This is a genomic window from Bacillus sp. Medicinal_06 (assembly GCF_056711665.1).
In genome coordinates, this window is the sequence record NZ_JBWYHD010000022.1 from 1 (window position 1) to 26,589 (window position 26,589).

A 26,589-nucleotide genomic window follows, 5' to 3' on the forward strand; every position below is an offset into this window, starting at 1 on the left:
TTGCACCTGGTTATCCTTTGATTTCCACCAACTCATTCTTACCACTCTTTCTCTGATATATTGACCCAATGAAAAAATCTTGAGATAATATATGGAATTAAAAATACGATAAAAGCTTGTACAAAAACTTTCCAATCGGGAAGATAGGAAACAATCATATTCCACATTTTTATCTCCTTATACATGTACTCTACTAGGAGTAAAATTCTGAGAAACCTGATATTCGCTTAATAAAAAATCCCTGAAAGATTAAGCAAGACATTATGTTCATTCAGTACCGAACGCTAGTTACCTCTAAGACTTTCTATCCCCAAATACGATTTTTAATTACAATTTTCTAGATATTATCTCCTTTTGCCTTATTTATATGCTCAGATTGGTTCTGTTGCGAAGTTTTGTTAAGGTTAAGTGGTGCCAACAAAAAGTTGTACATTTTATGCGGTTGTTAGTAGCCCCTGTAATTCATTGTACGTCGAAAAACCGAAGTCTGAGCCAAGACTTCGGTTTCGTTTATATAAAGCATGAATGGTTTCGATGCCTTTCAAGGTACGGGAAGCGTGGCGAAGATTTTGAAATCCTGCGGATATGGAAAAACATCGCTTCAGCAATATCAGTTCTAATGTCAGTAGGTCATTATTACACATATACAGAATTGCGTGATAATACTAGTTCAAGAGGAACAGTACTAACAATTGACTGGTTTAGATGGGCAGTTTACGCTAACAAAAGATAATAATTTTTCAGACAAGTAGGAGGTGATAAAAAACGATGCTAATTTTAATTGAAATCAGCATATTTCTAGTCCTCCTTATCATCATTGGAGCAATATACAAGTTGCTAGGTAAAAAATTCAATAAAAAATATCTATTATTTTCATTATTTATTATAGCATTTGGTGGTATACTGTTTGCAATAATAAATGAATTCAACGCTAATGGACTTACTGACCATAACCTTTGGATTATTATTCCCTTCTATATAGTCAGTCTTGTCTCTCTTCTAAGATTTGCTATTAAGCATAATAAATAAAAAAAAAAGAATCCTTAAAAGGATTCTTTTTTTTTTATGGTTTTGTTGCGAAGTTTTGTTAAGGTTAAGTAGTGCCAACAAAAAGTTGTACATTTTACGCGATTGTTAGTAGCTCCTATAATTCATTGTATGTCGAAAAACCGAAGTCTGAGCCAAGACTTCGGTTTCGTTTATATAGGCGTACCGCCACATCGCTATCAAGCTAAAATTTTATAGTCCTCCCCATAACGAATTTTATGTTAACAAAAAAGTAGACTAATTATCAGTCTACTTTTTATCTGTATTATTAAAAGAACTAATCTCTTAACTCATCATTTTTAAATCAATATAGTTTGTTCATATCTAATTCGAATGATTCTAAAGGCCAATATTTATCATCATTTGCTGGTTTTGCATATGCATAAATAGTGACTGTATCAGGCATCGAATATCCAAGTTTATTATAAATTCTGTAGATCTTATCAAGGATATACTCTTTATCCTCTGAGATTCGCGCAATGTTTCCTGTTCTTTCATTTTCATTTGGAGTTACAGAGATTATATCTTGATTCCAATCAAGATTACTCAAAAAATCTTGCCCACTAGGACTTTCGATTGTAAAAACAATTTCATCATAGTATTTATTTGTAAAATTATTACTTAACTCTTTAGCATAAAATCTAACTTTACCACTACTTGTTACTCTAACATCAACATAAGCGTTACTTTGAACACTATTAATACTTTTTTCTACTACATTATTAGCATAATTACTTACTGTACTTGTTTCTGCTGCAAATGCATTTCCAGCACCAGAAAGTATAATCCCTGCTGCCAAGGTTCCTACTATTACTTTATTAAACATTATAACATCTCCTTATCTCATTTTTTTAAACAAGTTCATCTTATAAGATTACTCTTTCTCTAAACTTTCATTTTTCTTACAATAAACTTACAAAAATTGTGTAAAACAACGAGTAAAACCTAAATTAGGTCTCTTTTTTGTTTAAAGATTTGAACATAGCCAGAAGAGCATAAGGGGTTTTGGTTTTGGTGCAAAAACTTCAAGATAATTGCAAGTAATCTATAAATCTTGGACATACTAATACTATTACTCTAGAAAGGGTGCGTGATTGGTATAGAAAAAGAAAATTTGTTCAAATGGAAGCGTTATCAACCTGATATTATCTTATTAACGGTAAGATGATACCTACGGTACAACCTAAGTTTTCGTGATTTGGTGGAAATGATGGAGGAATGAGATTTGTCTATTGCTCACACCACTATTATGCGCTGGGTGCATCAATATGGACCTGAATTAGATGAAAGAGTACGACGTCATCTTAAGACAACAAATGATTCTTGGAGAGTCGATGAAACGTATGTGAAAGTAAAAGGGCAATGGATGTATTTATATCGCGCAGTCGATTCAGAAGGAAATACCATTGATTTTTATTTAAGTGAATCAAGAGATAAACAAGCAGCCAAGCGCTTTTTCAAGAAAACCTTGGCTGCTTCTCATATTTGTAAACCTCGCGTAATAACAGTAGATAAGAACCCTGCCTATGCTGTAGCAATTCAAGAATTAAAAGAAGAGAAACGTATGCCTGAAGGCAAGTTAAATATCTCAATAATATAGTGGAACAAGATCACCGTTTCATTAAGAAACGTGTACGTTCTATGTTAGGATTCAAGTCATATGAAACAGCCACTTCTATATTGAGTGGCGTTGAAACCATGCATATGATGAAAAAAGGACAACTTCACTTACAGGTGAAGTCTGCCCAAAATGAAGTTAGATTCATAGGTTCTGTTGCAAAGTTTTCTAAATGAGGATACACTCTAGAAAAAAGAAGCCAGGAGAATCACAAATGCGATATTTTAAAGGGAAACAGTTCAAGAAAGATATTATTTTAGTAGCTGTCGGCTACTACTGTCGTTTTTCTTTAAGTTATCGCGATGTATCTGAAATCCTGAAAGAACGTGGTATTTCAGTTCACCCAACAACCATCATGCGCTGGGTTCATGAATATGGCAATCTCATCTATCAAATTTGGAAAGTGAAAAATAAATCTGCACGCTTATCCTGGCATTTGGATGAGACTTATATCAAAGTTAAGGGCGAGTGGTGTTATCTCTATCGTGCAATTAATAAAGATGGACACACATTGGATATTCAACTTCGTAAAAAACGGGATCATCAGGCTGCCTATGCCTTCATGAAAAGATTAGTAAAACATTTTGGAGAACCTACGGTTCTCACTACAGACAAAGCGCCAGCATTACTTTGCGCATTTAACAAATTAAGAAAACAAGGATTTTATCAAACTACAATCCATTGTACAATCAAACATTTGAATAATCTCATTGAACAGGATCATAGGCATGTAAAGAGACGTTTTGCCAAATCCGCAGGATTTCAAAATCTTCGTCATGCTTCACGTACGATAAAAGGTATCGAGACTATTCATGCCCTATATAAACAAAGGCGAAGTCTTCAAAGAGACTCCGCCTTTTCAACGTACAATGAACTTCAACAATTACTAGCTACTTCCTAAACATTGTTCCTCATTTACCAACCTGTTTATGCTTTTTTCAAACTTTGCAACAGAACCTGCATGAGTGTATTAGTTGTATCTAATAGATACTTAGGTTCAGAAGCTCTACAAATTTACGAAAAGCGGCAGAAAGCAATACGTCTTTTCGCATAATAAAATGTGTAGGAACTTTTGCATACTTTTCTGGCAAAGGTGTTACATTTAGGGATTGCTGATGGTCCTTTAAAACGGATTGAACCATAACAGCTATCCCCATTCCCGCTTTAACACAACCCATAATGGCCTCAATTGTACCAAATTTAAGGATTCGTTTTGGATAGATTCCCTCTTCTTCCATCCAACTTTCCAATGCGTCCCGATAGTGGCATCCATCACCAAAGACCAGCATATTAAACTGCCCCAAATCTTCAAGTGAAGAAAAGTCCTTATGACTAATCATAACCAACTCTTCCTCTTGAAATAAAAGGGAAGTTATTTCTGGGTGATAAACTTCACCTGCTACAAACGCTCCATCTAACTTTCGGCTTAAGACCTGTCTTATTAATTCTGCACTGTTATGTGTCTCTACTACCAAATCTACCTGGGGATACAGCTTATAATATTGCTTTAGAATGAGAGGTAACCGCACTGCAGCGGTTGAGTTGATGGATCCAATGGTAACCGTACCAACCGGAGTAGACTCATTAATTTGTACAATTTTTACGGATTGTTCAACCAAATGTAAGATTTGTTGAGCTTGTTCCAATAATATTTTACCGTTTGAATTTAAAACAACCCCTCTTCCATTTCGATAAAATAAAGAAACTCCTAGCTCATGTTCTAGTTGTTTAATCTTTGTTGTCACATTTGATTGTACATAGTTTAGTGACTTAGCTGCTCTTGATACACTCCCCTCTTCTGCCACCTTTTGAAAAACAATTAAATCTTTTATGTCCATATAGCCCTCTCCTGTTATCAAATTTATTGATGAATTATATACATATTATTCATTTTACTTTATATCCGGATGTTCTTACAATATAGAGAGAACAGGAGGAATGAATAACCTAATTTGTATTTTAATGCAGACGTGCCAATAATACAGTAAATTAACTCGTTGAGGTGTAAATACATAATGGTTCTTATAAGTTGGAAACCAAAGAGAAATTCAGATAAAAGCATCCACCAACAAATTTTTCATTATTTAGAAGAAAGAATTATCACTGGAGAATGGCCAGCTGGTTATAAGCTACCTCCTCAGAGGAAGTTAGCTGAGGAATTGAATGTAAATAGGAGTACTATAGTAAATGTGTTTGAGGATCTAAAGTCTTATGGGCTTATTGAAGGACAGAAGGGATCAGCTACAAGGGTGACTACTAACATAAATACCTTTCTAACCAATGGTAACAGAGTAAACTGGGATTTTCGTATTAAGAATGCCATATATAAAGAAAGTCCTCCATTTCTAAAAACTATCAATAATTTGGAGTTAGACTCTAACTTTATCCAGCTTAGTAGGGCAGAGCTAGCTGCTGAGCTCTTTCCAAAGTATCAAATGAGAGAAATAACTAGATTAGTAGGAGAGAATTTGAATTATTTGGGTTATGAGGATCAAAAGGGATATCTCCCCTTAAGAGAGTCCATTGCAAAACATCTTAAAAATTATGGTATTGATACATCCCCAGACTGCATTCTTGTGACATCAGGAGCTACTCAAGGGTTACAACTCATAGCATTAGGACTATTAGAAGAGGGATCAACAGTATTTTTAGGTACACCATCATATCTATATTCTGGGTATAATTTTCAGTCTGTTGGTATCCAATTACGGGGTGTAGCGATGGATGAAGAGGGGATGATTCCTTTTAAAATTTGTAATACAAGAAAGTACAAAAATCGTGATGCAATCTATTCAATTCCTTCTTTCCATAATCCAACAGGTATAGTCATGCCTCATTCTAGGAGGAATTCTATACTGGAAATGTGTTTAATACAAGGACTTCCTCTAATTGAGGACGATGTGTATCGGGATCTGTGGATTGACGAACCACCTCCGCCACCAATGAAATCTATGGAGGGAGGCAATTCGGTTTTGTATGTTGGAAGCCTATCTAAATCTCTTAGTCCAGGGCTTAGAATTGGTTGGATAGTGGCAAACAAGCCAGTTATTGAAAGACTAGCTGACATTAAAATGCAGTTGGATCATGGGGCCAGCATTTTCCCCCAACACATCGCCCATGAATGGTTAAAAGGTCAATTATATAATGAGTATCTAATGGAGATTCGTAAGAAACTCAGAGTAAGAAGAGACTTCTTACTTTACATGTTAGAAAAGCATCTAGGTGATATAGCCAGTTGGAAAGTTCCTATTGGTGGACTCTTTATATGGGTTAACCTTAACAAATACAATTCTGTACGCCACTTATATCTTAGATTACTTAATAGAGGAATATTAATCCATCCTGGCTCAATATATAATGAGGATCGTCATAGTTATGTTCGTCTTTCCTTTTCTTATGCTTCTATGGAAGAACTTGAAGAAGGTATTGTAGTGTTGGCTGAAGAACTTTTGAAACTGTAGTAAAATCTGTTTAATTGAAATTATACATAATTTATATCTCCAAAAATTGGTCGGTTGAAATTTCTCTCAATTGGTCGGTTACTTCCAAAAAAGTTTGAGCTATTATAATTTGGTGAGTGTTATTTAGTTTAATTATTGGCTTTGCGGTGCTCATTGTATTATTTCTAAGGAATTAACAGGCTTATGAAAGATTGATAGTGAGAGGGGAAGAAGGTTTTATGGATCCAAATTATATTTTTAAGTTAAGTGATGATGAAAGGGAGATATTGCGGCAAGAGTTTAGCCTTATTAAGTATGATCCTACAGGATCTACGTCATATGTTACCGAGGTCCGGATGGCAGCTCTTCGAGCAATGCCACGTCGAATTATTGAGTGCTTAAATGAGCAAAAGGCCTCCCTAAATCCAATGCCTTATATTGTAATTGAGAATCTGCCAGTAGATGACAAAGTAGTCACAACTCCACTTCCGCAAACCTATACACCTGAGGCCAAGTCAGGTTTTATTAGTGAGAACCTGGCTATTGCAGTTGGAGCTCTAATCGGGGAACCATATTCTATGCTACATGAGGGGCATGAGATTGTAAACAATTTAATCCCATCTGTTGAAGCTAAGAAAGAATATACAGGATTAGGCTCGGAAGTCGAACTAGATTTCCATATTGAGAATGCTGCATTAAAGTTTATGGGAGATAGAAATTACTCACCATTCGGTTTAGTCTTGACTGGGGTAAGACACGATCCAAAAGGTCCTCTTACTCGTCTTTCAGATGCACGTGAAGCATTGAAACGTCTGTCTCAAGACGATGTTGAGAAACTTAGTCAACCTTTGTATCAGATAAAGGTTCCATATCGTTGGAGATCAGCAATACCAGGGGAATTGCAACAAACTGAACCTGTACCACTTATACAGGGAAATACAAATTTTCCAGAGGTAGCTGCTGTATTCTATCCTGACATGGTTCTACCTGTTAACAATGAAGCTGCTATAGCATTCCAAAACTTCTATAATGCCATACGTGAGGCTTCATTTGGCATTGATGTTAATCCAGGACGACTTGTATATATTGATAATCGCTTTACCTTACACTCTAGGGACGCTTTTAGTCCGAGTATAGATGAAGATGGGAATCCGTATAGATGGGTACAGCGGGTAATCGTTGCACCTAATCTATGGAATCATCGTAATTTGAATCAGGTGAAAGAACGAGTGTTTGAACCAGTGTTCGCATAGTGCAATCGCTAGACTGCAATTTAGTTTTATAATAATTGCAGTCTTTTCTTGCTTTTTTTGTACAATCAACTAAATCATTGATAAATACATATGCAAATTAATTATTGTGTATCTCTATTTTAACTTCTGGAGGAACGGGAAATTATGATTACTATACATGAGGTAAGGAAAAGAGAAAGATACAAGTGGATAATCCTTTTAATAGCAACATTTTCACAGACATGTGCTACTTTTGTGACATACGGTATGGGGCCTTTGGCAACCTTTTATCAAAAAGAGTACAGCTTATCTCAATTCGAAACAGGTCTAATTGTTTCAGCAGTTAATATAGGTCCGATTTTCTCAATGCTTGTTTTTGGAAATCTTATGGATAGGTATGGTGAACGGTGGATAGTTGGAATGGGCTCTATTTTCCTCGGACTTAGTGTTCTCTCTGCCAATGCTACAAATCAATACTTAATCCTCTTAGTTATTTTGACATTTGTAGGTATATGGTATGGAACTGCACAGCCAGGTGGAAGCAGTGCAATTATAAAGTGGTTTCCTAATAAAAATCGAGGTCTCGCAATGGGAGTGCGTCAAACAGGCATACCTATTGGGGGAGCATTAGCCTCTGCTGCATTGCCTTTTTTCTTTTATAAATATGGACTATCATCTGCAATAATCACACAAGCAGTAGTAGCCATTTTAGGTGGTGTGATATTCTTAATCTTGTATAGGGACTACCAAACTAATGTAAGTAAGCGAGAGACGTACAGGTTTGTAGATAAAATAAATAAAATAAAAAATAATGCTAAACTTTATCCTGTTTTTCTTATTGGAATTACAATGATGTCTCTACAAATGATTATAGTGGCACACCTGATGAGTTATCTAACAAATGCTATTAACATAAGTCTTAATTTAGCTGGTTTTTTCTTGAGCACGGCATTAATCGGGGGAATGGTTGGTAGAATCGCGTTAGCTTGGATTAGTGACTACTTTTTTAAAGGCAATAGGGTTAATCCATTATTTATAACAATTGTCTTAACAGTAATAATGTTGATAAACCTGACATTCTCTTTAGATTATTTACCTACATGGGGGATTAGTATCTTATGCTTTGTTATCGGTTTTTTTGCGATTGGATGGTATAGCCTCTTTATCGTTTTAGTTTCTGAAAGAGCTAATCCAAGTCTTATTGGGCTAACAGTTAGTTTTGCCCTGACACTGAATCAAATTTTTATTGTATTAGCTCCATCTTTGTTTGGATTATTGGTAGACTTCTTTCACGGATATCAGGTTCCTTTTATAATCTTGTCTGTATTTATCTCTATTGGGGGAATATGGCTGAAAATCACAGATATTCGTAAGGTTAGTGTGACGAAATCGAGGGATACATTAAATGGTTAACAAGGAGAGTGGTGATTTTATGATTTCTATTGATCCAAACACCGAAAGTGAACGGGGGAATTATAAGCTGCTTACAGGAACCATTATCCCGCGGCCTGTCGCCTTTGTGACCACCCTTGCAGGGGACGGCACATTGAATGCGGCGCCATACAGTTACTTTAATATAGTCACAGCAAATCCTCCGATGGTATCTGTTTCTGTACAAAGAAAAGGAGGCCTCCAAAAGGATACCGCACGGAATGCGGCATGCAAGAGAGAATTTGTTATCCATATTTCAGATGAATCCTATATCCATGCCATTAATGAGACAGCCGCGAATCTCCCTCCGGACCAAAGTGAGATTGAGCTCGCTAAGTTGACACCTATTGAGAGCGAAGTCATCTCTGTTCCCGGTATCCAGGAGGCAAGTATCCGCATGGAGTGCCTCGTTGATACAATCCTTCCATTTGGGGGTACAGACGGAGCACCCGCATGCGATTTGATTGTCGGTCGTATCGTACGTTTCCATATCGCAGAGCATCTGTATGACAAAGGCCGCATCGACGCACAGGCATTGAAACCAGTAAGCCGCCTTGCAGGAAATGATTACGCATTACTAGGAGCTCAATTTTCAATAGAACGCCCACAATAAAGCAGGGCCACATAATCTAAACAGGAAATATGGTTCTGGTGCAAAAATCATTTGATAGAGGCATAGAAACCTGTATAGACTGTTCAATGGTAGATTATGATGCAATTCCCAATCATTTATGTATGAATCTAACTTCATTTTGGGCAGACTTCACCTGTAAGTGAAGTTGTCCTTTTTTCATCATATGCATGGTTTCAACGCCACTCAATATAGAAGTGGCTGTTTCATATGACTTGAATTCTAACATAGAACGTACACGTTTCTTAATGAAACGGTGATCTTGTTCCACTATATTATTGAGATATTTAACTTGCCTTCAGGCATACGTTTCTCTTCTTTTAATTCTTGAATTGCTACAGCATAGGCAGGGTTCTTATCTACTGTTATTACGCGAGGTTTACAAATATGAGAAGCAGCCAAGGCTTTCTTGAAAAAGCGCTTGGCTGCTTGTTTATCTCTTGATTCACTTAAATAAAAATCAATGGTATTTCCTTCTGAATCGACTGCGCCATATAAATACATCCATTGCCCTTTTACTTTCACATACGTTTCATCGACTCTCCAAGAATCATTTGTTGTCTTAAGATGACGTCGTACTCTTTCATCTAATTCAGGTCCATATTGATGCACCCAACGCATAATAGTGGTGTGAGCAATAGACAAACCTCGTTCCTCCATCATTTCCATCAAATCACGAAAACTTAGGTTGTACCGTAGGTACCATCTTACCGTTAATAAGATAATATCAGGTTGATAACGCTTCTATTTGAACAAATTTTCCTTTTTCATACCGATCACACACCTTTTTCAGAATTTTTCTGATACTTATTTTTTTTGTGAAATCATGTACTTTTTGATTAGATTTTGTATTATTCATTATAAATTAAAGATATGTTCATAGTAAAAGACTTTCCTTGTAAAGATTGTGCCCCATGGAGGAGTCTGAACTTTTTCAGAGCACTCACTCTAATGTAAGTGCATTTTTTTGGCAGACAAGGACTGGAACGCTTCTATCAACATCCAGAAAAGAGAGCGATTATGTTAGTAGAATTATATATAGAGCAAGGGACAGGCTCGATAGCTAAATAAACTAATAGGTACGATCTCACCTTAGAAGCTCTCCTCTAAGTGAAGTGTAGGTGAGGGAGAGTTCAAATGACGTTTTTTTTTATTAGCTTAAATTCTTTTACTTACAGGCTATTTATATAGGTTAGTAGTAAGAAAGGAAATAAATCCATGTTCTTTAAAAATTAAACAAAACATCACTTAATGACTATTAATTATTATCAGAGTGGAGTTTTGCAAACATGTAAAGGGTGTGTATATAATCTTGCTTTATCTCAGCAAACTCTTACTTTAATAGATGAATAGCAAAAGGTTTTCTACATTTGTTTATCTGATATTAATAACTTTCTTTAGCTATAAAAAGGATTAATGGCAATGGGATATCATCCCATTTTCATTAATCTAAGATTTTTAATTACCGATATAACAAAAATTTTATAGTTTGGATACTTATTGGACTAGTTATATATGTACTATATACCACAAAAATTAGGATAATATGCCTTATTTTTAAAGGGGATACAGAGAATATGAATAAATTATTTTTAAAAAAATCTGTTACACAATTGTTAGAACATAATAAAGGTAAGACCTTAACAAAAACATTAGGAGCATTTGATTTAATTATGTTAGGGATAGGCTCGATAATTGGAACGGGAATTCTTGTGTTAACTGGATTAGTAGCAGCAAAAGATGCTGGTCCAGCAGTTATTTTTTCATTTGCACTTGCAGCGATTGTTTGTACATTTATAGCATTATGTTACGCAGAAATTGCTTCTACACTCCCGACGTCAGGTAGTGTATATACGTACTCCTATGCAACAATTGGTGAGTTTGTGGCTCATTTAGTAGGTTGGACGTTAATCTCAATATATATTGTGGCAACAGCGGCTGTCGCTGGTGGATGGACAGGGTATTTCCACAATTTAATAAATGGCTTTGGATTAGAGATACCCAAAGCCCTATCAACGATTCCATCGCAAGGTGGTATTGTGAATCTACCAGCGGTAATCATTACATTGATATTAACATGGATGTTATCGCGTGGTACAAAGGAAAGTAAACGTATCAATAACATAATGGTATTAATTAAAATTGGAATGATTGTATTATTTATTTTGGTTGGTATATTCTATGTAAAGCCAGAGAACTGGGTACCGTTTGCACCATATGGTTTAAGTGGAGTTTTTGCCGGTGGAGCAGCCATATTATTCGCTTTTACGGGCTTTGATATATTAGCAACTTCGGCAGAAGAAGTAAAAGATCCCCAACATAATCTTCCCATCGGTATAATTGCGTCGTTAATCATATGTACACTTATTTACGTTATAGTATGCCTTGTTATGACAGGGATGGTTTCCTATAAAGAATTAAATGTACCTGAGGCAATGGCTTATGTAATGGAAGTGGTAGGACAAGGAAAAGTCGCTGGTGTAATTGCTGCAGGTGCTGTAATTGGCCTTATGGCTGTTATTTTTTCGAATATGTATGCAGCAACACGAGTATTCTTTGCGATGAGTCGTGATGGACTGTTACCAAAATCACTTGCGAAGGTTAATAAGAAGACTGGAGCACCCACCTTTATAATCGGATTGGCGGGAATAGGAAGCTCTGTGATAGCTGGATTTATTGATTTGAAAGAATTGGTTAATTTAGTTAATATTGGTAGTTTGGTATCGTTTACGCTAGTTTGTGTATCAGTTATTATCCTCCGTAAATCACACCCAAATCTAAAACGTGGATTTATGGTACCGTTTGTACCTATATTACCAAGCATTTCAATTATATGTTGTGTGTTCTTAATGCTAAATTTACCATTAAGAACATGGTTGTACTTTAGTATTTGGATTACTATTGGGGCAGTAATATATTTCATTTATTCGATAAAACACAGTAATTTAAATGAGGAAACAATTTCAAAAGCACATGATAAAATTGCGAAATAATAACCCGGAAAATTCTATTAATAATCATATCGATAGTGATTCTGTTGCAAAGTTTTCTAAACTAAGCTACATTTTCGAAAAAGAAAACGAGGAGAATCACAGATGGGATATTTTAAAGAGAAAATGTTCAAGAAGGATATTATTTTAATAGCCGTTGGCTACTATTGTCGTTTTTCTTTAAGTTATCGCGACGTGTCTGAAATTCTCAAAGAACGTGGTATTTCTATTCATCCAGCAACTATCATGCGCTGGGTTCAATAATATGGAAATCTTATCTAGCACATTTAGAAAAAGCAAAACAAAAACACATTGTTATCTTGGCGTTTAGATGAAACCTATATCAAGGTGAAAGGGAAATGGTGTTATTTATATCGAGAAATTGATAAAGAGGGACAAACACTTGGTATTCAACTTCGTTAAAAACGGGACACACAAGCAGCATATGCTTTTATGAAAAGACTTGTTCGATCTTTTGGAGAACCAACGGTTTGACAGATAAGGCCCCTTCTTTAGCTTCCGTATTCAAAAAATTAAAGAAGGTAGGTCTTTACAAAAATACTTTTTATTGTACAAGCAAGTACCTCAATACTATCATTGAGCAAGAACACCGACATGTGAAACGTTGATTCTCCCGTTCTTTAGGATTTTAAAGTCTTCACCACGTCTCACGTACTATTAGAGGTATAGTAACTGGTCATGCCATATACATAGAAAAAATGAAGTTTTCAACCAAACTTCGTTTTTTCTACGTATAACGCATTACATGAATTATTAATAGTTTCATAAAAATGGTCCTCAATACTCCCCATCTCTTTATGTCCTCGTAAACTTTGCAACGGAATCGGTGAAACGCCTATAACTAGAGCATCTGGAGAATTCAAAGATGAAGAACATAAAGTATACAATAGTGTATTAGAATTTATGGTGAATAGTAGCTACTATAAAAAATTTTCACCGAATAGTAGAGATTACGATAGACAAATAATTAAACGGTTTATCTCTAAATACAAAGTTAGAAAAAGTAATTGTCACTCCGATAAGGACGTACTTACAAGGAACGTTTACAGAAGAAAATCCATTCTTAGGATATATTGCTATTGATGAACAAGGAGAAAAATTAAAGTGGATTGGTGGGAATTGATAGATTAATAGAACGCTATGACCCCTTACCCTCCTTTCCCAAAAAAGACGAAAAATTTCTTAATATCCATTCTATAACCTGCATTCATAATTTTTATATAATGGATATATTTCTATATTTAAATCGTTTTAACAGGAGGAAATTATAACATGGTTATTGATTTACAATATTTTTCTCATTTAATGCATCAAGCATTTTCAATTCCCATTTATTTTCTATCTACAACTAAGGAGATATTATTTGAATGTACTTCTCATAATACTTATAATCCTTTTTATTCACAGAAAAAAGAACAGTTGGGAGAGCTTTATGAAAAAGATAATCCCAAAAACTTCCCTTTTCTCAAGACGAATCGTTACCTAGAAAATTTTATTTCAATCCACATAGTAGATCACGAATATTTACAAGGAACACTTATCATTGGTCCATCTGTATATCCAAAGGTATCTAAAGATACTGTTATTAAGTTTATAAATGAGTTCAACCGAGGTATCAGGACACAAGATGTGATTTCCTATTTTCACAATGTACCTGTAGTTAGAAAAGTCACTTTAATTCATATAGGTATTTTTTTTCACTATTTGATTTTTAACGAAAAGCTAGATACAAACATCTTTTGGGAGCGAAATAAATTACTGGAGGAAACTCCTTACCTGCTTTCGAATCCTGACTTATATATTTCTACACGACGACAAAGCAACGCTGCTTATTATGATATATCATTGGAAAAACAATTTTTTACAGCTATAAAGGAAGGAAATAAAGAAAAAGTCATAGAATATGCATATGCATTTCCACAAGAGGAGGCCGCTATTTTATCCAAAGGAAATCAGCTAAGAAATCAAAAAAATAATGGCATAATTGCAATTACATTAGCTACCCGATATGCAATAGAAGGTAGCCTCCCATCGGAAATTGCATTTTCACTTAGCGAGTTATATATACAAACTCTCGAGCAATTAGATAACATGTACGCTGTAAATAGATTAATAGAAGATGCTTTATGTACGTTTGCGGATCGTGTAAAAGAATATAATACTCAAAAATACTCCAAAACTATAGGTGCCTGCTTAGACTATATTGCTAAAAATATTTATAACGAAATTACTCTAAATGATCTTGCTGAAAGTGTAAGTGTAAACCCTAGTTACTTATCCAATTTGTTTAAAAAAGAAGTTGGTATCTCTTTAAGCAAATACATACAAAATGAGCGAATAGAAGAAGCGAAAAAGCTATTAACATTAACCACATATTCTTTATCAGATATTTGTACCTGGCTTAATTTTAATGATCAGAGTTATTTTACAAAGGTATTTAAAAAGGTTACTAATATGACCCCTAGACAATATCGAGGAAAACACACTATGATTTAAAGATTCGAATTCTTGAAAGTATGAATTTGACATAAAGGCACAACGTTTAATGTGGTACTCCCCCATAAAGACTATCCATTAGTCTAAATCTTTATTTTTTAAGATCGGTAAATAATAATAGAGAAATGCCAATACTCCAGCAATACTTAGGGTTCTGTTGCAAAGTTTTCTAAATGAGGATACACTCTAGAAAAAAGAAGCCAGGAGAATCACAAATGCGATATTTTAAAGGGAAACAGTTCAAAAAAGATATTATTTTAGTAGCCGTGGGCTACTACTGTCGTTTTTCTTTAAGCTATCGCGATGTATCTGAAATCCTGAAAGAACGTGGTATTTCAGTTCACCCAACAACCATCATGCGATGGGTTCATGAATATGGCAATCTCATCTATCAAATTTGGAAAGTGAAAAATAAATCTGCACGATTATCTTGGCATTTGGATGAGACTTATATCAAAATTAAGGGGAAGTGGTGTTATCTCTATCGTGCAATTGATAAAGATGGCCATACATTAGATATTCAACTTCGTAAAAAACGAGATCATCAGGCTGCTTATGCCTTCATGAAAAGATTAGTAAAACATTTTGGAGAACCAACGGTTCTCACTACAGACAAAGCGCCGGCATTACTTTGTGCATTTAACAAATTAAGAAAACAAGGATTTTATCAAAAGACAATCCATTGTACAATCAAACATTTAAACAATCTTATTGAACAGGATCATAGGCATGTAAAGAGACGTTTTGCCAAATCCACAGGATTTCAAAATCTTCGTCATGCTTCACGTACGATAAAAGGTATCGAGACCATTCATGCCCTATATAAACAAAGGCGAAGTCTTCAAAGAGACTCCGCCTTTTCAACGTAAAATGAACTTCAACAATTACTAGCTACTTCCTAAACATTGTTCCTCATTTACCAACCTGTTTATGCTTTTTCAAACTTTGCAACAGAACCTTTGTGATACTTCCGTAATTGTGGTAGCCAAATGAAAATAGTGAGAAGAGATAAGGTTCCCCAGCATCCGAGGGATCCTGACCACCCTAAACCTAACGTTGAAGAAATGGGGATACTTATTCCAGATCCAATAGCTCCAAATAAATTCATAGAAACAGCATAAATGCCTTTCATCATACCTATATTTTGTGCAAAGTTATGTTTAATAAGACTCGGTAATAACACATTACCAATTGCAATCGATGTACCAATTAAGACAGTTCCTACAAATAACGTACCTATCCCACCAAAAGAACGTATTCCAATTCCAACTATTAATAAGATTAAGGAAATAAATAGTGTAAATTCTATGCTAAAACGACGAGTTAACTTAGGAGCAAATGGGGATAAAAATGCGAATGTAAGTAACGGTACTGTAATAATTGTCCCTGCTAATGTATTAGATATAACCAGACTATCACGAATAGAAGATAATAGTGGCCCTACTGATGTTATTGGGGCTCTGAGATTTGCTCCAATTAAAATAACTCCTGCAATAAGTAATCTTCTTTTAATTTTTATATCCATTTTTTGTTTTTCTATTTGATGTAAAATCCTCATGATAGCTATAGCCCCTCCATATTGTTTAGTAATGGTATCCGCAAGCAGAAAGAATAATTGAATTATTTTTTCTGCTTGGCGATTACCTTAGGATTCTTTTCATTAAAATGAGGAAATCCGTGAAATAGTATTATTACCGAATAGGAGAACGACAAGTACCTACTTTTATGCCCAGAGAATTATAGTGATTCTTAATGTTTATAACAGCTTGACCACTCGTAACCTTATTAATTAATTCGTTTATTTTTCGAATGTCCACTGGTTTATTTGTTAATAAGTCACTGAAAATTTGTTGAATTTCTTTTGGATAAACATTTCCTACCATACTAGAAAGTCCATTACAACCATTCATTATCTTTTCTATAAGGTTTACATCTCCCCCAGCGAACATGATAAATTCATCTGGTAAAGTTGTATTTTCATGACGTTTAACATCACTCTCTTCTTTCATGCCTACCAGATTGGAGTGCTTCTGATTAATAAGAGTACTAAATGATTCAGCACTTAGCTCAAAACCTGTTCGAAAAGGATTGTTATAAAGTACAACATGTTTTGTGGTATGCTGCAATAACTCATTAATATAAGAAATAGCCTGTTCTTGCGTCGGCTGAATGTATGGAGGGAACTGAATTAGAATAGAATCGAAAATAGACTCCTCAAGTTTTTTAATCAATCTTATTGCATTTTTTGTTGTTGTAGCTGATACACCAAACATAAGTTCAACATGTTTAAAGTTTTGTTGGTTAAAATAATCGATAATTTGGATTCGCTCTTCAATACTCATTGAATTTTGTTCACCTGTAGTAGCAGATACAAGAAGAGACTCTATTCCGTTACCTGTTAAGTACTCAACAATGGAATTAAAGCCCTCTAAATACAAACTTTCATCTTCTTGAAAGGGGGTTGGAATAGCTACATTTAAATTTTTCATTTGTTTTATCCTCCGGCATTTATATTAAATAAATAATTCTACGTGAGATCAAATATAAAAAGTACTAGTTAATACCTTCTATTTTTTCTCTGTCTGTACAACGTGGCGGGGAGTACTCCCTATGGGTTCTTCTAAAAACCATGTACCCATTGAAGTAAGGACCGGAACATCCTGAAAAGTGAAAAGGATCGCATCCTCTGTTTCTGAAGTGTTGCAATGCTCATGAGCAGACCATGGAGGAGCTAGGAATAAATCACCTTTTTCCCATTCAATCTTCTCTCCATCTACAATACTAAAACCCTCTCCCTGAAATACTAGGTTTAAAGCCACATTCGTATGACGATGAGCCTTATTATGCTCACCTGGTTTGAAAATTTGTACTACTACATTCATTGTTGAGGAAGTACCATACGCATCTCCAGTATCCTTATGAATGAGGGATAAAGTTCCACGTCCACTTTCAAGAAAATCTTCTGATACAGATTCATTAAGCATGGGATAAATATCTTTCCATTTCCAAGAACATGCTCGAATGGCAGGCTTCTTACTCTTTTTTAGAAATTCACTATAATTGACAATATCTGTTCTTTGATTACTCATCCTATTAACCTCCTCAAAATTTTACACAGTTGAAAGATTTTTAATTTTGGAACTATACATCTCAATAAGATTAACCTTCGGTGTAAATAATAGTCTAAGATACTTCGATTAATAGAACAATTCAATTATTTATATAATAATTATAGTTTTAACCTATGATATAATTTGTATTACCTTAAGTTGCTGTAGAATTCATATAGAAGCTAACCATAATAAATGAGATCCTTGAGGCTTTACATAACATCAATTCATTAACTATCATTACTTTAACTAGGAGGCTTCAGAATGGAATTAAGACAACTGGAGTATTTTTATGCTGTGTGCCAAGAACTTCATTTTACAAGAGCTGCAGAAAAAGTTGGAATTTCCCAACCATCTTTAAGTCAACAAATCAGATTATTAGAACATGAAATTGGAACGCCTTTATTTGATCGAATTGGTAAGAAGACAGCTCTTACTGAATCGGGAAAACTACTCTTAAAGTATACTCGCAATATTTTTCACGAATTAGAACAGGCAAAAACTTCAATAAATGAATTAAATGGACTTCAAAGAGGCTCAATTTCGATTGGTACATTGTTAACAGTAGAAAATTATCTTATTCCACCCGCATTAATTAAATTTCACAAGTTATACCCAGCTGTTAAGATTTCTGTGCTAGGTCTACGTACTGGGGATATTCAAAAACACTTGTTAGAAAATAAGGTGGACTTAGGAATCGTTTTTTTACCTATAAAAGGCGATGAATTTGAAACACTTTCTTTATATACTGAAGAAATGGCTTTTGCAGTACCTGTTGAACATCCATTAGCACATCAGGATATGTTAGGGTTAGAAGTATTAGAGACGACTCCTTCTATTTTACTTCCTGAACAATATTTTATAAGACAACTTATAAATAAAAATTGCAAAGACTTGGGTTTTCTTCCGAGTCCTATTTTTGAAATTACAACTATGCAATCATTAATTAATATGGTAGCAGACGGTATAGGAATCACCATATTACCCGTCCCTTATCTAAAGTATCTTAACCAACCTAATATAAAGATCATTCCTATACGAAATTCTAAACTTGCTCGAAATGTGGGAATTGTCTATAGGAAGGATAAATATCTAGGTGCAGCTACACATATTTTCATTGATACGTTAAAAGAAATTTCGTTTAGTTTAAACTATGGTAATGCCGAAGGAAATAATTAAAGCCTGTGTACATGTTGTTAAATTCCAGTTATATAGTTGTAACAATATAAATAAAATCTCCGTACTGAATAAAAAAGCTATGAATCTTCAGGTTCATGGCTTTCTGCTATATAATTTCTAAAAACAATGTGTATTCAATCATTCTTTGTATATATCCTTATAATTATATGTTTTATAAATGATGTTAGTCCACACTATCCGTAACAAAAACGACCGTTTTTATTACATTTTGTATTTTAAAATATGAACTATCCTAAACGTTGAATTGGCCGTAACAAAATACTATTAGTAAAATGCCTTATTGTTACACTTAAATTTGATTATAGTAATAAATTACAGTGATTAACCTAAAATTGCATGTATCTCGGCTGAACCTCTAAGGGTTTTCTATGCTATAAAAAGACAATAAATAACCTGGAGTATTTCTATATCAATAGACATTTACACGTTTCTACAAATATATGTTTAAAAACATGCTAACATTAAACTGGCTATTCTTCATTTTAAATCAAATACCAATGTAGCTGCACTTAGGAGGTGATTATCTGTGGATTTTCTTAATGATTTTTTTACTTGGGCGTTTGAAAGACATCAAAATATCTTGAGTTGGTATATTCGTCCACTATTTTTATTGCCGTTTTGCTATTTTTCTTATAAAAGAAGTATCAAAGGGATAATAATCACTTTAGTTGCATTAGCTACAAGTATGTTTTGGTTTCCAAAACCTACAACAGTAAATTCCAAAGTGGAAGCTTTTTTGGAAATGGAAATGGATTATTTGTTTGGCAAGTGGAACTTTATTAAGATTGTGTTGTCCTCACTGGTTCCGGTGACAATGTTTGCTTTAGCATATGCGTTTTGGAAACACTCTTGGAAGTATGGAATACTTGTCATTAACTTAATTGCTATATTGAAAGTTCTATGGAGTTTATATGCAGGTGATGGTTCAGGAGTATCAATCGTTTTACCAGCTTCTATCGGACTGGTAATTTGTAATTTATTTATTTGGATTGCTTACAAAGTTGTAAAAAAAAGAGATAATGATAAATCAACAAATAATAATTTTTAATCATTTAAGATCATTACGAGATAAAAACTTCATAAAAAAAGCAGTAAAATAAATAACTGGTTCCTTAACGTACAGGGAACCAACTAATTTGTGTCCAAATTGTGTCTAAACGTATAATTTTCTTTTTTTGATATGATGCCCCCATGCCCATCAACTTAAGAATTTTATAATACCCCAAAACAAAAAATTGTACATTTTCACCTGGAGATGCCAATTTTCTCGTTTTGGGGGTATTTGCTTTTCTTAGCTTAATTGTGATGTGGCGGGACAGAACCCCTTGTTAGAACAGTTTTTTTGCTTTAAATTTACATATTAAACATGAGAAACGCGCCCCCATCTGTCCTGAGTCCACCATGAGTCATTAGGGTTCCACCAGTTAGTCCAGATACCGCCGTCGTTACCAATTGCGAATATATCAAGTTGATTGGTTGTACGTGATACCGCCGTGATAGGTACATTCATGTCAAAAGGTCCGCCTGGAATGCGACCCCATCTATCCTGAGTCCACCATGAGTCATTAGGGTTCCACCAGTTAGTCCAGACCCCCCCGTCGTTACCAATTGCAAATATATCGAGTTGATCGGTTGTACGTGATACTGCTGTGACGGGGGTTTTTTTACTGAAAGGACCACCTGGAATACGCCCCCATCTGTCCTGAGTCCACCATGAGTCATTTGGATTCCACCAGTTAGTCCAGATACCGCCGTCGTTACCGATTGCGAATATATCAAGTTGGTTAAGGTTGCGTGACACCGCTGTGACGGGAGTCTCCATACTAAAAGGACCACCTGGAATACGTCCCCATCTGTCCTGAGTGAACCATGAATCAGTAGGGTTCCACCAGTTAGTCCAGATACCGCCGTCGTTACCAATCACGAATATATCAATTTGGTCAGGGTTGCGTGACACCGCTGTGACGGAAGTCCCCATACTAAAAGGACCACCTGGAATACGTGCCCACTTATCCTGAGCCCACCATGAATCAGTAGGGTTCCAACTATTAGTCCAAACGCCACCGTCGTTACCAATCACAAATATATCAAGTTGGTCGCGCTTACGTGATATTGCCGTGACAGGTGTGCCCATACTAAACGGACCACCTGGAATACGCCCCCATCTGTCCTGAGTCCACCATGAATCATTTGGATTCCACCAATTAGTCCAAACACCGCCGTCGTTACCAATTGCGAATATATCAAGTTGATCGGTCGTACGTGATACAGCTGAGATGGGTGTAGTCATGTTAAACGGACCACCTGGAATACGCCCTAATCTGTCTTGAGTCCACCATGAATCATTTGGATTCCACCAATTAGTCCAAACACCGCCATCGTTACCAGTTATGAATATATCAAGTTGGTTGGGGTTACGCGATACCACAGTAACAGGGTCCCGAGTTAGTACTTTTCCATAAATACTTTGGATACCTTTAATATCATCTTCGTGTAAAAAACGATGAGCTCCATTATAATAAGCGTACATGAGTGATCCTTCAACAGTAGAGTGATCAAGACCTAGTGAATGACCGAATTCGTGGGCCGCTACAGTAACAAGATCAGTACCCGATGCGGGCAGATTAACAGACCAAGTTTCACTATCATCAAAGTGTGCATCTCCAGCAATATCTCCACCAGTAGGAGGTGGATAGAAAGCATGTGCAAGTGTATTTCCAACCCCATCAAACGGTTCTCCATCACCATGATCGCCTGTAGCGAATCTAATTAGAATATCTGCATTATTATCGCTAGTCACTTCTGTAAAGGTTAAAGGTGTTACTGCACTCCAAAGTCCCAATGCGGTAGCGATCGCATTACGAACTTCTGCCTCGGATAGATCGGCAGTAAAGTTGACAAATCTATAGGTAAGACTTGTTTTATCCCATTTGTTTCCTTGTGCTGTAAAACTTGCTAATAATCCTTGAGGATTATCAGGACATCCACATCTTGGTAGCGCCATATGTTTAATAGTATCCTCATCAAGTTCCCCACTTTGTGGTAATCCATAGAATTTTTGATAATTCTGTAATGCGATTTCTGTGTTAGCATCAAAATCCCCTTTAGATGCTACCGGAATGCTAGTGTTCCTTGCTGTGACATCAACCTCATTTTGTATAAGTTTTAAATAGCCAAATTTTTGAAGAAATGTTTGTAATTCAATGACAGATTCTCCTTTAGCGTTTCTTGAAAGACCTATAGTTGATGGAACTATTCTTGTCATATGTTGTTCATCCTCCTAAACTAATCTGGTTTATAATTCAATGTGTGTTCATTGCGGAACTACAAATTATATTATTAGCAAAAAAATATTTTAAATTCTTTAGCAAAATCGAATTTTCGTTTGAAAAATCTCCAAAGCGAAACCTTTCTATTTTATATTTATCTATAAGGCCTCACCATACATGCCTATCAACTCAAGAGATTTTAATACCCTCAAGTACTCAAAAGCGTTATCCTTTCTAAGCAAGATAAATTAGAAAGGATGACGTTTTCTTATGAATCCCTCGATTCAAGATGAACTACTACCATTTGCAGAAGAATTACAACGATATGTTACACCTGTATTCTTAGAAGAACTTGCAAGAGAAATCGGATTTATAAAACGAAAACGTAAGTTTTCTGGATCAGATTTAGCTACCATTTGTATTTGGATCAGTCAACAGGTAGGAAGTGATCCCTTAGTCCGATTATGTAGCAGGCTTCATGCAGCTACTGGTACTTTACTCAGCCCTGAGGGCTTAAATAAACGTTTAAATGCTAAAGCAGTTTTGTTTTTACAACATATTTTTTCGTTACTGTTACAACAAAAAATATGTGAACAAACGCAATTTTCTAATCGTCTCTTCTCTTATTTTGGGCGAATTCGTATCCTAGATGCTACTTTATTTCAAGTGCCAAATGCTTTAGAGAATGTATATCCAGGCTCTGGAGGATGTGCCCAAACAGCCGGAATCAAAATTCAATTAGAATATGATCTACACAGTGGGGAATTTCTTAACTTTCAAGTTGGACCAGGAAAAAATAATGACAAAACATTTGGTACAGAGTGCTTAGATACCTTACGACCAGGGGATTTATGTATTCGTGATTTAGGTTATTTTTCATTGGAAGACTTAGATCAAATGGATCAACGAGGTACATACTATATTTCCCGTTTAAAATTGAATACGAATGTATATGTGAAAAATCCGAACCCAGAATACTTTAAAAATGGTGCAATTAAGAAACAATCGGAATACATACAAATTGATGTAAAACAGATTTTAAATCAACTACAGCCTGGAGAAACATTTGAATTAAAACATGCTTATATCGGTGATAAACAACAGCTGTTTGCACGTGTTATATTTAATCGATTAACAGAAAAGCAACTTCAAAAACGACAAGTAAAAATCGCAGAAAAAGAAAAATCACAAAATAGAACGTACTCAGAGAAAAGTAAAATGGTAGCGGGATTAAACGTGTATGTGACGAACACACCTTGGGAATGGGTTCCGATGGAACAGGTACATGAATTATATACTTTGCGTTGGCAAATAGAGATTGTCTTTAAAACGTGGAAATCACTCTTTAAAATAGATCATTATCGCAATGTAAAACAGGAACGATTAGAGTGCCAACTATATGGAAAGCTAATCACTATTTTCCTGTGCTCCTCTACTATGTTTAAAATGCGTCAACTGCTTTTACAAAAGAAGAAAAGAGAATTAAGTGAATATAAAGCAATAGAGATGATCCAAGATTATTTATATCTTCTGTATCAAGCTATACAGAAAAACACCCAAGAAGTAACAAAGATTCTAATCCGCCTATTCCACCTACTACAGAAAAACGGGCGGAAATCTCATCGATATGAGAAGAAAACAGTCTTTGATATTATGGGTGTTATCTATGAATATAGTGGATTTAGAAAACAAAAGAAAACTGCATAATCTTTAAAAATAATACCTATTTAGGTTTATTTGGCATGCTCATTTTTAAGGAGAAAAAGTGTTTTAAGAGTTTTTTATTTTATTTGAATGAAAGTTCATTTTATTTCTGTTCTTAAGTTGATGGGCATGTGAACTTCCCTCCATCTACACTTCACTTAAAGAAGAGCTTCTAAGGTCATCGTACCTATCGGCATGAAGTTTACTTAGCTATCGAACCTGTCCCTTGCTCTATATGATTCTACTAACATAATCTCTCTCCTTGCTGGATGTTGATAGAAGCGTTCCAGTCCTTATCTGCAAAAAAATGCACTCACATTAGAGTGAGTGCTCTGAAAAAGGTTGAGACTCCTCCATGGGAGTATAGTCTTTATAAGGAGAGTTTCTAATAGAAACGTATCTTCAATTTATAATGAATACTACAAAATTTAATCAAAAAGTACATGATTTTACAAAAAAATATTAAGTATTAGAAAACTCATTTTAGTCCAAAATCTTGAGATAACTGCATTGAATCTCTCAACTTCGAATATACTGACACTATCACTCTGAAAATAATATGTAATTAGTATAGAAAAGAATGAATTAACAATAGGAATATTGACTACATATAAATTAACAGGTTCTAGTGCAAAAAAAACGAATTTGGTAATGTATCATTTTTTGCACCCGAACCACGTGATTTAGGATACTTGGACTTAAAAGACTTACATACTATAGAAGAGTGTAATGCTTATCCGACAGAAGATTCCTTCCTCTAAAATGGGAAGGTGTGAAACACCAATTTTAGGTGGGAGATGAATGGCGGTAGGCGTAAGCCTATGTTTTTAGGGTTCTGTTGCAAAGTTTGAAAAAAACATAAACAGGTTGGTAAATGAGGAGCAATGTTTAAGAAGTAGCTAATAATCGTTGAAGTTCATTGTACGTTGAAAAGGCGGAGTCTCTTTGAAGACTTCGCCTTTGTTTATATAGGGCATGAATAGTCTCGATACCTTTTATCGTACGTGAAGCATGGCGAAGATTTTGAAATCCTGCAGATTTGGCAAAACGTCTCTTTACATGCCTATGATCCTGTTCAATAAGATTGTTTAAATGCTTGATTGTACAATGGATGGTAGTTTGATAAAATCCTTGTTTTCTTAATTTGTTAAATGCGTAAAGTAATGCCGGCGCTTTGTCTGTAGTGAGAACCATAGGTTCTCCAAAATGTTTTACTAATCTTTTCATGAAGGCATAGGCAGCTTGATGATTCCGTTTTTTACGAAGTTGAATATCCAATGTGTGTCCATCTTTATTAATTGCACGATAGAGATAACGCCATTCTCCCTTAACTTTGATATAAGTCTCATCCAAATGCCAAGATAAGCACGCAGATTTATTTTTCACTTTCCAAATTTGATAGATGAGATTGCCATATTCATGAACCCATCGCATGATGGGTGTTGGGTGAACTGAAATACCACGTTCTTTCAGGATTTCAGATACATCGCGATAACTTAAAGAAAAACGACAGTAGTAGCCGACGGCTACTAAAATAATATCTTTCTTGAATTGTTTTCCTTTAAAATATCTCATGTCTGATTCTCCTAGATCCTGTTTTCTAGAGTGTAGCTTCATGTAGAAAACTTTGCAACAGAACCAACAGGATCATAGGTATGTAAAAGAGACGTTTTGTCAAATCCACAGGATTTCAAAATCTTCGTCATGTTTCTATATGAATTCTACAGAAACTTAAGATAATGCAAATTATATCATAGGTTAAAACTATGGTTATTATATAAATAATTAAATTGTTCTACTAATTGAAGTATCATAAACTGTAAATTGTACAGGATAATAAACCTTACAAAAAAATATTGGGAGGTATTTTAAATGAAAAAGATGAAAAAATTTGTAGGAATTGCACTAGCTACTGCAATTGGATTTGGTGGTTTAGGTATGTTTACGACAAATGCGAGTGCTGAAGAATCGAAGAATCCTGTTTCTAATGTACAAGGTCTTGCTAGTTCGGTTATTCTTGAAGATGGAATTTTTGCTTTTCCAAATGATTCGTCAAGCCAAAGTATAACATACAATATTAGCAGCAGTATGGGTGATGAAGTTAACTTTTGGTTAGATAATACTATTTTAAATACTGATCTTAAATTTAAAGTGTATACACCTAATGGAAAAACGCTTTATCCTTCTAAGGTATATACTTCTGGAGCTGATAGCTACAAATTAAATGTGAATTTAAATTCTTATGGGTATGGAAATTATAAAGTTAAAATCTATTCTCCTTCAGATACAAGAGGTGGGGAGTATGGATGGAAAGTTAGAGTATTTTAGTTGTAATAGCAACCATATAAATTAGCATAATAGGGGTCACCATACATGCCCATCAACTTAAGGAGACGAATT

Annotated in this window: 18 protein-coding genes and 5 pseudogenes; 14 read left to right on the top strand and 9 right to left on the bottom strand. The window is 34.9% G+C overall.

Features of this window, described 5'->3' with window-relative positions; translation table 11 throughout:
• Nucleotides 1-434 precede the first annotated feature (434 nt).
• Both AC1M36_RS26440 and AC1M36_RS26445 read right to left on the bottom strand, forming a co-directional pair.
• Nucleotides 435-602 (bottom strand): annotated as a pseudogene (locus tag AC1M36_RS26440) (IS6 family transposase); the annotation flags it as partial.
• A gap of 749 nt (nucleotides 603-1,351) precedes the next feature.
• Nucleotides 1,352-1,873, bottom strand: coding sequence for a hypothetical protein (locus AC1M36_RS26445; RefSeq protein ID WP_479846408.1), 522 nt, complete (start codon nucleotides 1,871-1,873; stop codon nucleotides 1,352-1,354).
• A 273-nt stretch (nucleotides 1,874-2,146) separates the two neighbouring features.
• Here AC1M36_RS26445 and AC1M36_RS26450 point away from each other — a divergent pair.
• Together AC1M36_RS26450 and AC1M36_RS26455 are read left to right on the top strand one after the other, a co-directional pair.
• Nucleotides 2,147-2,841: pseudogene (locus tag AC1M36_RS26450) on the top strand (IS6 family transposase).
• Between the two features lie 38 nt (nucleotides 2,842-2,879).
• Nucleotides 2,880-3,566 carry an IS6 family transposase gene (locus AC1M36_RS26455; protein WP_479846409.1) on the top strand — a complete coding sequence of 229 codons (687 nt, stop codon included), beginning with the start codon at nucleotides 2,880-2,882 and terminating at the stop codon, nucleotides 3,564-3,566.
• A gap of 79 nt (nucleotides 3,567-3,645) precedes the next feature.
• Here AC1M36_RS26455 and AC1M36_RS26460 read toward each other — a convergent pair whose 3' ends face one another.
• Entirely contained in the window at nucleotides 3,646-4,503 is an 858-nt protein-coding gene (locus tag AC1M36_RS26460) for a LysR family transcriptional regulator (protein WP_336454574.1), read from the bottom strand.
• Between the two features lie 177 nt (nucleotides 4,504-4,680).
• On the opposite strand from AC1M36_RS26460, the gene AC1M36_RS26465 reads away from it, so the two are divergent.
• The 4 genes from AC1M36_RS26465 to AC1M36_RS26480 all read left to right on the top strand — a co-directional run bounded on the left by AC1M36_RS26465 (nucleotide 4,681) and on the right by AC1M36_RS26480 (nucleotide 9,381).
• Entirely contained in the window at nucleotides 4,681-6,126 is a 1,446-nt protein-coding gene (locus AC1M36_RS26465; protein WP_336454573.1) for an aminotransferase-like domain-containing protein, read from the top strand.
• A gap of 218 nt (nucleotides 6,127-6,344) precedes the next feature.
• Entirely contained in the window at nucleotides 6,345-7,358 is a 1,014-nt protein-coding gene (locus AC1M36_RS26470; protein WP_336454572.1) for a TauD/TfdA family dioxygenase, read from the top strand.
• A gap of 144 nt (nucleotides 7,359-7,502) precedes the next feature.
• On the top strand, nucleotides 7,503-8,750 hold the full coding sequence (locus AC1M36_RS26475) for an MFS transporter (protein WP_336454571.1): 1,248 nt from the start codon (nucleotides 7,503-7,505) through the stop codon (nucleotides 8,748-8,750).
• 19 nt (nucleotides 8,751-8,769) lie between these two features.
• Nucleotides 8,770-9,381, top strand: coding sequence for a flavin reductase family protein (locus AC1M36_RS26480; protein ID WP_336454575.1), 612 nt, complete (start codon nucleotides 8,770-8,772; stop codon nucleotides 9,379-9,381).
• A gap of 112 nt (nucleotides 9,382-9,493) precedes the next feature.
• On the opposite strand, the pseudogene AC1M36_RS26485 reads toward AC1M36_RS26480, so the two are convergent.
• Nucleotides 9,494-10,125 (bottom strand): annotated as a pseudogene (locus tag AC1M36_RS26485) (IS6 family transposase).
• A gap of 851 nt (nucleotides 10,126-10,976) precedes the next feature.
• Between AC1M36_RS26485 and AC1M36_RS26490 the strand changes: the two are divergent.
• From AC1M36_RS26490 to AC1M36_RS26505, 4 genes and pseudogenes are all read left to right on the top strand, one after another.
• Nucleotides 10,977-12,392, top strand: coding sequence for an amino acid permease (locus AC1M36_RS26490; RefSeq protein ID WP_336454460.1), 1,416 nt, complete (start codon nucleotides 10,977-10,979; stop codon nucleotides 12,390-12,392).
• A 102-nt stretch (nucleotides 12,393-12,494) separates the two neighbouring features.
• Nucleotides 12,495-13,178, top strand: a pseudogene (locus AC1M36_RS26495) (IS6 family transposase).
• 504 nt (nucleotides 13,179-13,682) lie between these two features.
• The gene (locus tag AC1M36_RS26500) at nucleotides 13,683-14,906 is read left to right on the top strand and encodes a helix-turn-helix domain-containing protein (protein WP_336454459.1); all 1,224 of its coding nucleotides are present in this window, start codon (nucleotides 13,683-13,685) and stop codon (nucleotides 14,904-14,906) included.
• A 215-nt stretch (nucleotides 14,907-15,121) separates the two neighbouring features.
• The gene (locus AC1M36_RS26505) at nucleotides 15,122-15,775 is read left to right on the top strand and encodes an IS6 family transposase (RefSeq protein ID WP_479846410.1); all 654 of its coding nucleotides are present in this window, start codon (nucleotides 15,122-15,124) and stop codon (nucleotides 15,773-15,775) included.
• Between the two features lie 101 nt (nucleotides 15,776-15,876).
• Here AC1M36_RS26505 and AC1M36_RS26510 read toward each other — a convergent pair.
• From AC1M36_RS26510 to AC1M36_RS26520, 3 genes and pseudogenes are all read right to left on the bottom strand, one after another.
• Nucleotides 15,877-16,464, bottom strand: a pseudogene (locus AC1M36_RS26510) (MFS transporter); the annotation flags it as partial.
• A 133-nt stretch (nucleotides 16,465-16,597) separates the two neighbouring features.
• Nucleotides 16,598-17,395 (bottom strand): dihydrodipicolinate synthase family protein, encoded by a 798-nt coding sequence (locus AC1M36_RS26515; RefSeq protein ID WP_336454458.1) that lies wholly within the window; start codon nucleotides 17,393-17,395, stop codon nucleotides 16,598-16,600.
• A gap of 78 nt (nucleotides 17,396-17,473) precedes the next feature.
• Nucleotides 17,474-17,995: a cupin domain-containing protein gene (locus AC1M36_RS26520; RefSeq protein WP_336454457.1), complete on the bottom strand. Its 522-nt coding sequence runs from the start codon at nucleotides 17,993-17,995 to the stop codon at nucleotides 17,474-17,476.
• A gap of 285 nt (nucleotides 17,996-18,280) precedes the next feature.
• On the opposite strand from AC1M36_RS26520, the gene AC1M36_RS26525 reads away from it, so the two are divergent.
• On the top strand, nucleotides 18,281-19,195 hold the full coding sequence (locus AC1M36_RS26525) for a LysR family transcriptional regulator (RefSeq protein ID WP_336454456.1): 915 nt from the start codon (nucleotides 18,281-18,283) through the stop codon (nucleotides 19,193-19,195).
• A gap of 547 nt (nucleotides 19,196-19,742) precedes the next feature.
• Nucleotides 19,743-20,264 (top strand): hypothetical protein, encoded by a 522-nt coding sequence (locus AC1M36_RS26530; protein WP_336454455.1) that lies wholly within the window; start codon nucleotides 19,743-19,745, stop codon nucleotides 20,262-20,264.
• A 312-nt stretch (nucleotides 20,265-20,576) separates the two neighbouring features.
• On the opposite strand, the gene AC1M36_RS26535 is transcribed toward AC1M36_RS26530, so the two are convergent.
• Nucleotides 20,577-22,481 carry a matrixin family metalloprotease gene (locus AC1M36_RS26535; RefSeq protein ID WP_479846411.1) on the bottom strand — a complete coding sequence of 635 codons (1,905 nt, stop codon included), beginning with the start codon at nucleotides 22,479-22,481 and terminating at the stop codon, nucleotides 20,577-20,579.
• Nucleotides 22,482-22,755: 274 nt separating this feature from the next.
• Between AC1M36_RS26535 and AC1M36_RS26540 the strand changes: the two genes are divergently transcribed.
• Nucleotides 22,756-24,192 (top strand): IS4 family transposase, encoded by a 1,437-nt coding sequence (locus AC1M36_RS26540; RefSeq protein WP_479846412.1) that lies wholly within the window; start codon nucleotides 22,756-22,758, stop codon nucleotides 24,190-24,192.
• An 885-nt stretch (nucleotides 24,193-25,077) separates the two neighbouring features.
• Here the strand turns inward: AC1M36_RS26540 and AC1M36_RS26545 are convergent.
• Complete coding sequence (locus tag AC1M36_RS26545) at nucleotides 25,078-25,764, bottom strand: IS6 family transposase (protein WP_479846413.1); 687 nt, start codon at nucleotides 25,762-25,764, stop codon at nucleotides 25,078-25,080.
• Nucleotides 25,765-26,061: 297 nt separating this feature from the next.
• Here AC1M36_RS26545 and AC1M36_RS26550 point away from each other — a divergent pair, with 297 nt between their 5' ends.
• Nucleotides 26,062-26,517 (top strand): hypothetical protein, encoded by a 456-nt coding sequence (locus AC1M36_RS26550; protein ID WP_336454584.1) that lies wholly within the window; start codon nucleotides 26,062-26,064, stop codon nucleotides 26,515-26,517.
• Nucleotides 26,518-26,589 lie beyond the last annotated feature (72 nt).

Coding starts and splice junctions, on each gene's coding strand:
- AC1M36_RS26445 (WP_479846408.1), bottom strand. CDS start 1,873: ATGTTTAATAAAGTAATAGTAGGAACCTTGGCAGCAGGGATTATACTT.
- AC1M36_RS26455 (WP_479846409.1), top strand. CDS start 2,880: ATGCGATATTTTAAAGGGAAACAGTTCAAGAAAGATATTATTTTAGTA.
- AC1M36_RS26460 (WP_336454574.1), bottom strand. CDS start 4,503: ATGGACATAAAAGATTTAATTGTTTTTCAAAAGGTGGCAGAAGAGGGG.
- AC1M36_RS26465 (WP_336454573.1), top strand. CDS start 4,681: ATGGTTCTTATAAGTTGGAAACCAAAGAGAAATTCAGATAAAAGCATC.
- AC1M36_RS26470 (WP_336454572.1), top strand. CDS start 6,345: ATGGATCCAAATTATATTTTTAAGTTAAGTGATGATGAAAGGGAGATA.
- AC1M36_RS26475 (WP_336454571.1), top strand. CDS start 7,503: ATGATTACTATACATGAGGTAAGGAAAAGAGAAAGATACAAGTGGATA.
- AC1M36_RS26480 (WP_336454575.1), top strand. CDS start 8,770: ATGATTTCTATTGATCCAAACACCGAAAGTGAACGGGGGAATTATAAG.
- AC1M36_RS26490 (WP_336454460.1), top strand. CDS start 10,977: ATGAATAAATTATTTTTAAAAAAATCTGTTACACAATTGTTAGAACAT.
- AC1M36_RS26500 (WP_336454459.1), top strand. CDS start 13,683: ATGGTTATTGATTTACAATATTTTTCTCATTTAATGCATCAAGCATTT.
- AC1M36_RS26505 (WP_479846410.1), top strand. CDS start 15,122: ATGCGATATTTTAAAGGGAAACAGTTCAAAAAAGATATTATTTTAGTA.
- AC1M36_RS26515 (WP_336454458.1), bottom strand. CDS start 17,395: ATGAAAAATTTAAATGTAGCTATTCCAACCCCCTTTCAAGAAGATGAA.
- AC1M36_RS26520 (WP_336454457.1), bottom strand. CDS start 17,995: ATGAGTAATCAAAGAACAGATATTGTCAATTATAGTGAATTTCTAAAA.
- AC1M36_RS26525 (WP_336454456.1), top strand. CDS start 18,281: ATGGAATTAAGACAACTGGAGTATTTTTATGCTGTGTGCCAAGAACTT.
- AC1M36_RS26535 (WP_479846411.1), bottom strand. CDS start 22,481: ATGACAAGAATAGTTCCATCAACTATAGGTCTTTCAAGAAACGCTAAA.
- AC1M36_RS26540 (WP_479846412.1), top strand. CDS start 22,756: ATGAATCCCTCGATTCAAGATGAACTACTACCATTTGCAGAAGAATTA.
- AC1M36_RS26545 (WP_479846413.1), bottom strand. CDS start 25,764: ATGAGATATTTTAAAGGAAAACAATTCAAGAAAGATATTATTTTAGTA.
- AC1M36_RS26550 (WP_336454584.1), top strand. CDS start 26,062: ATGAAAAAGATGAAAAAATTTGTAGGAATTGCACTAGCTACTGCAATT.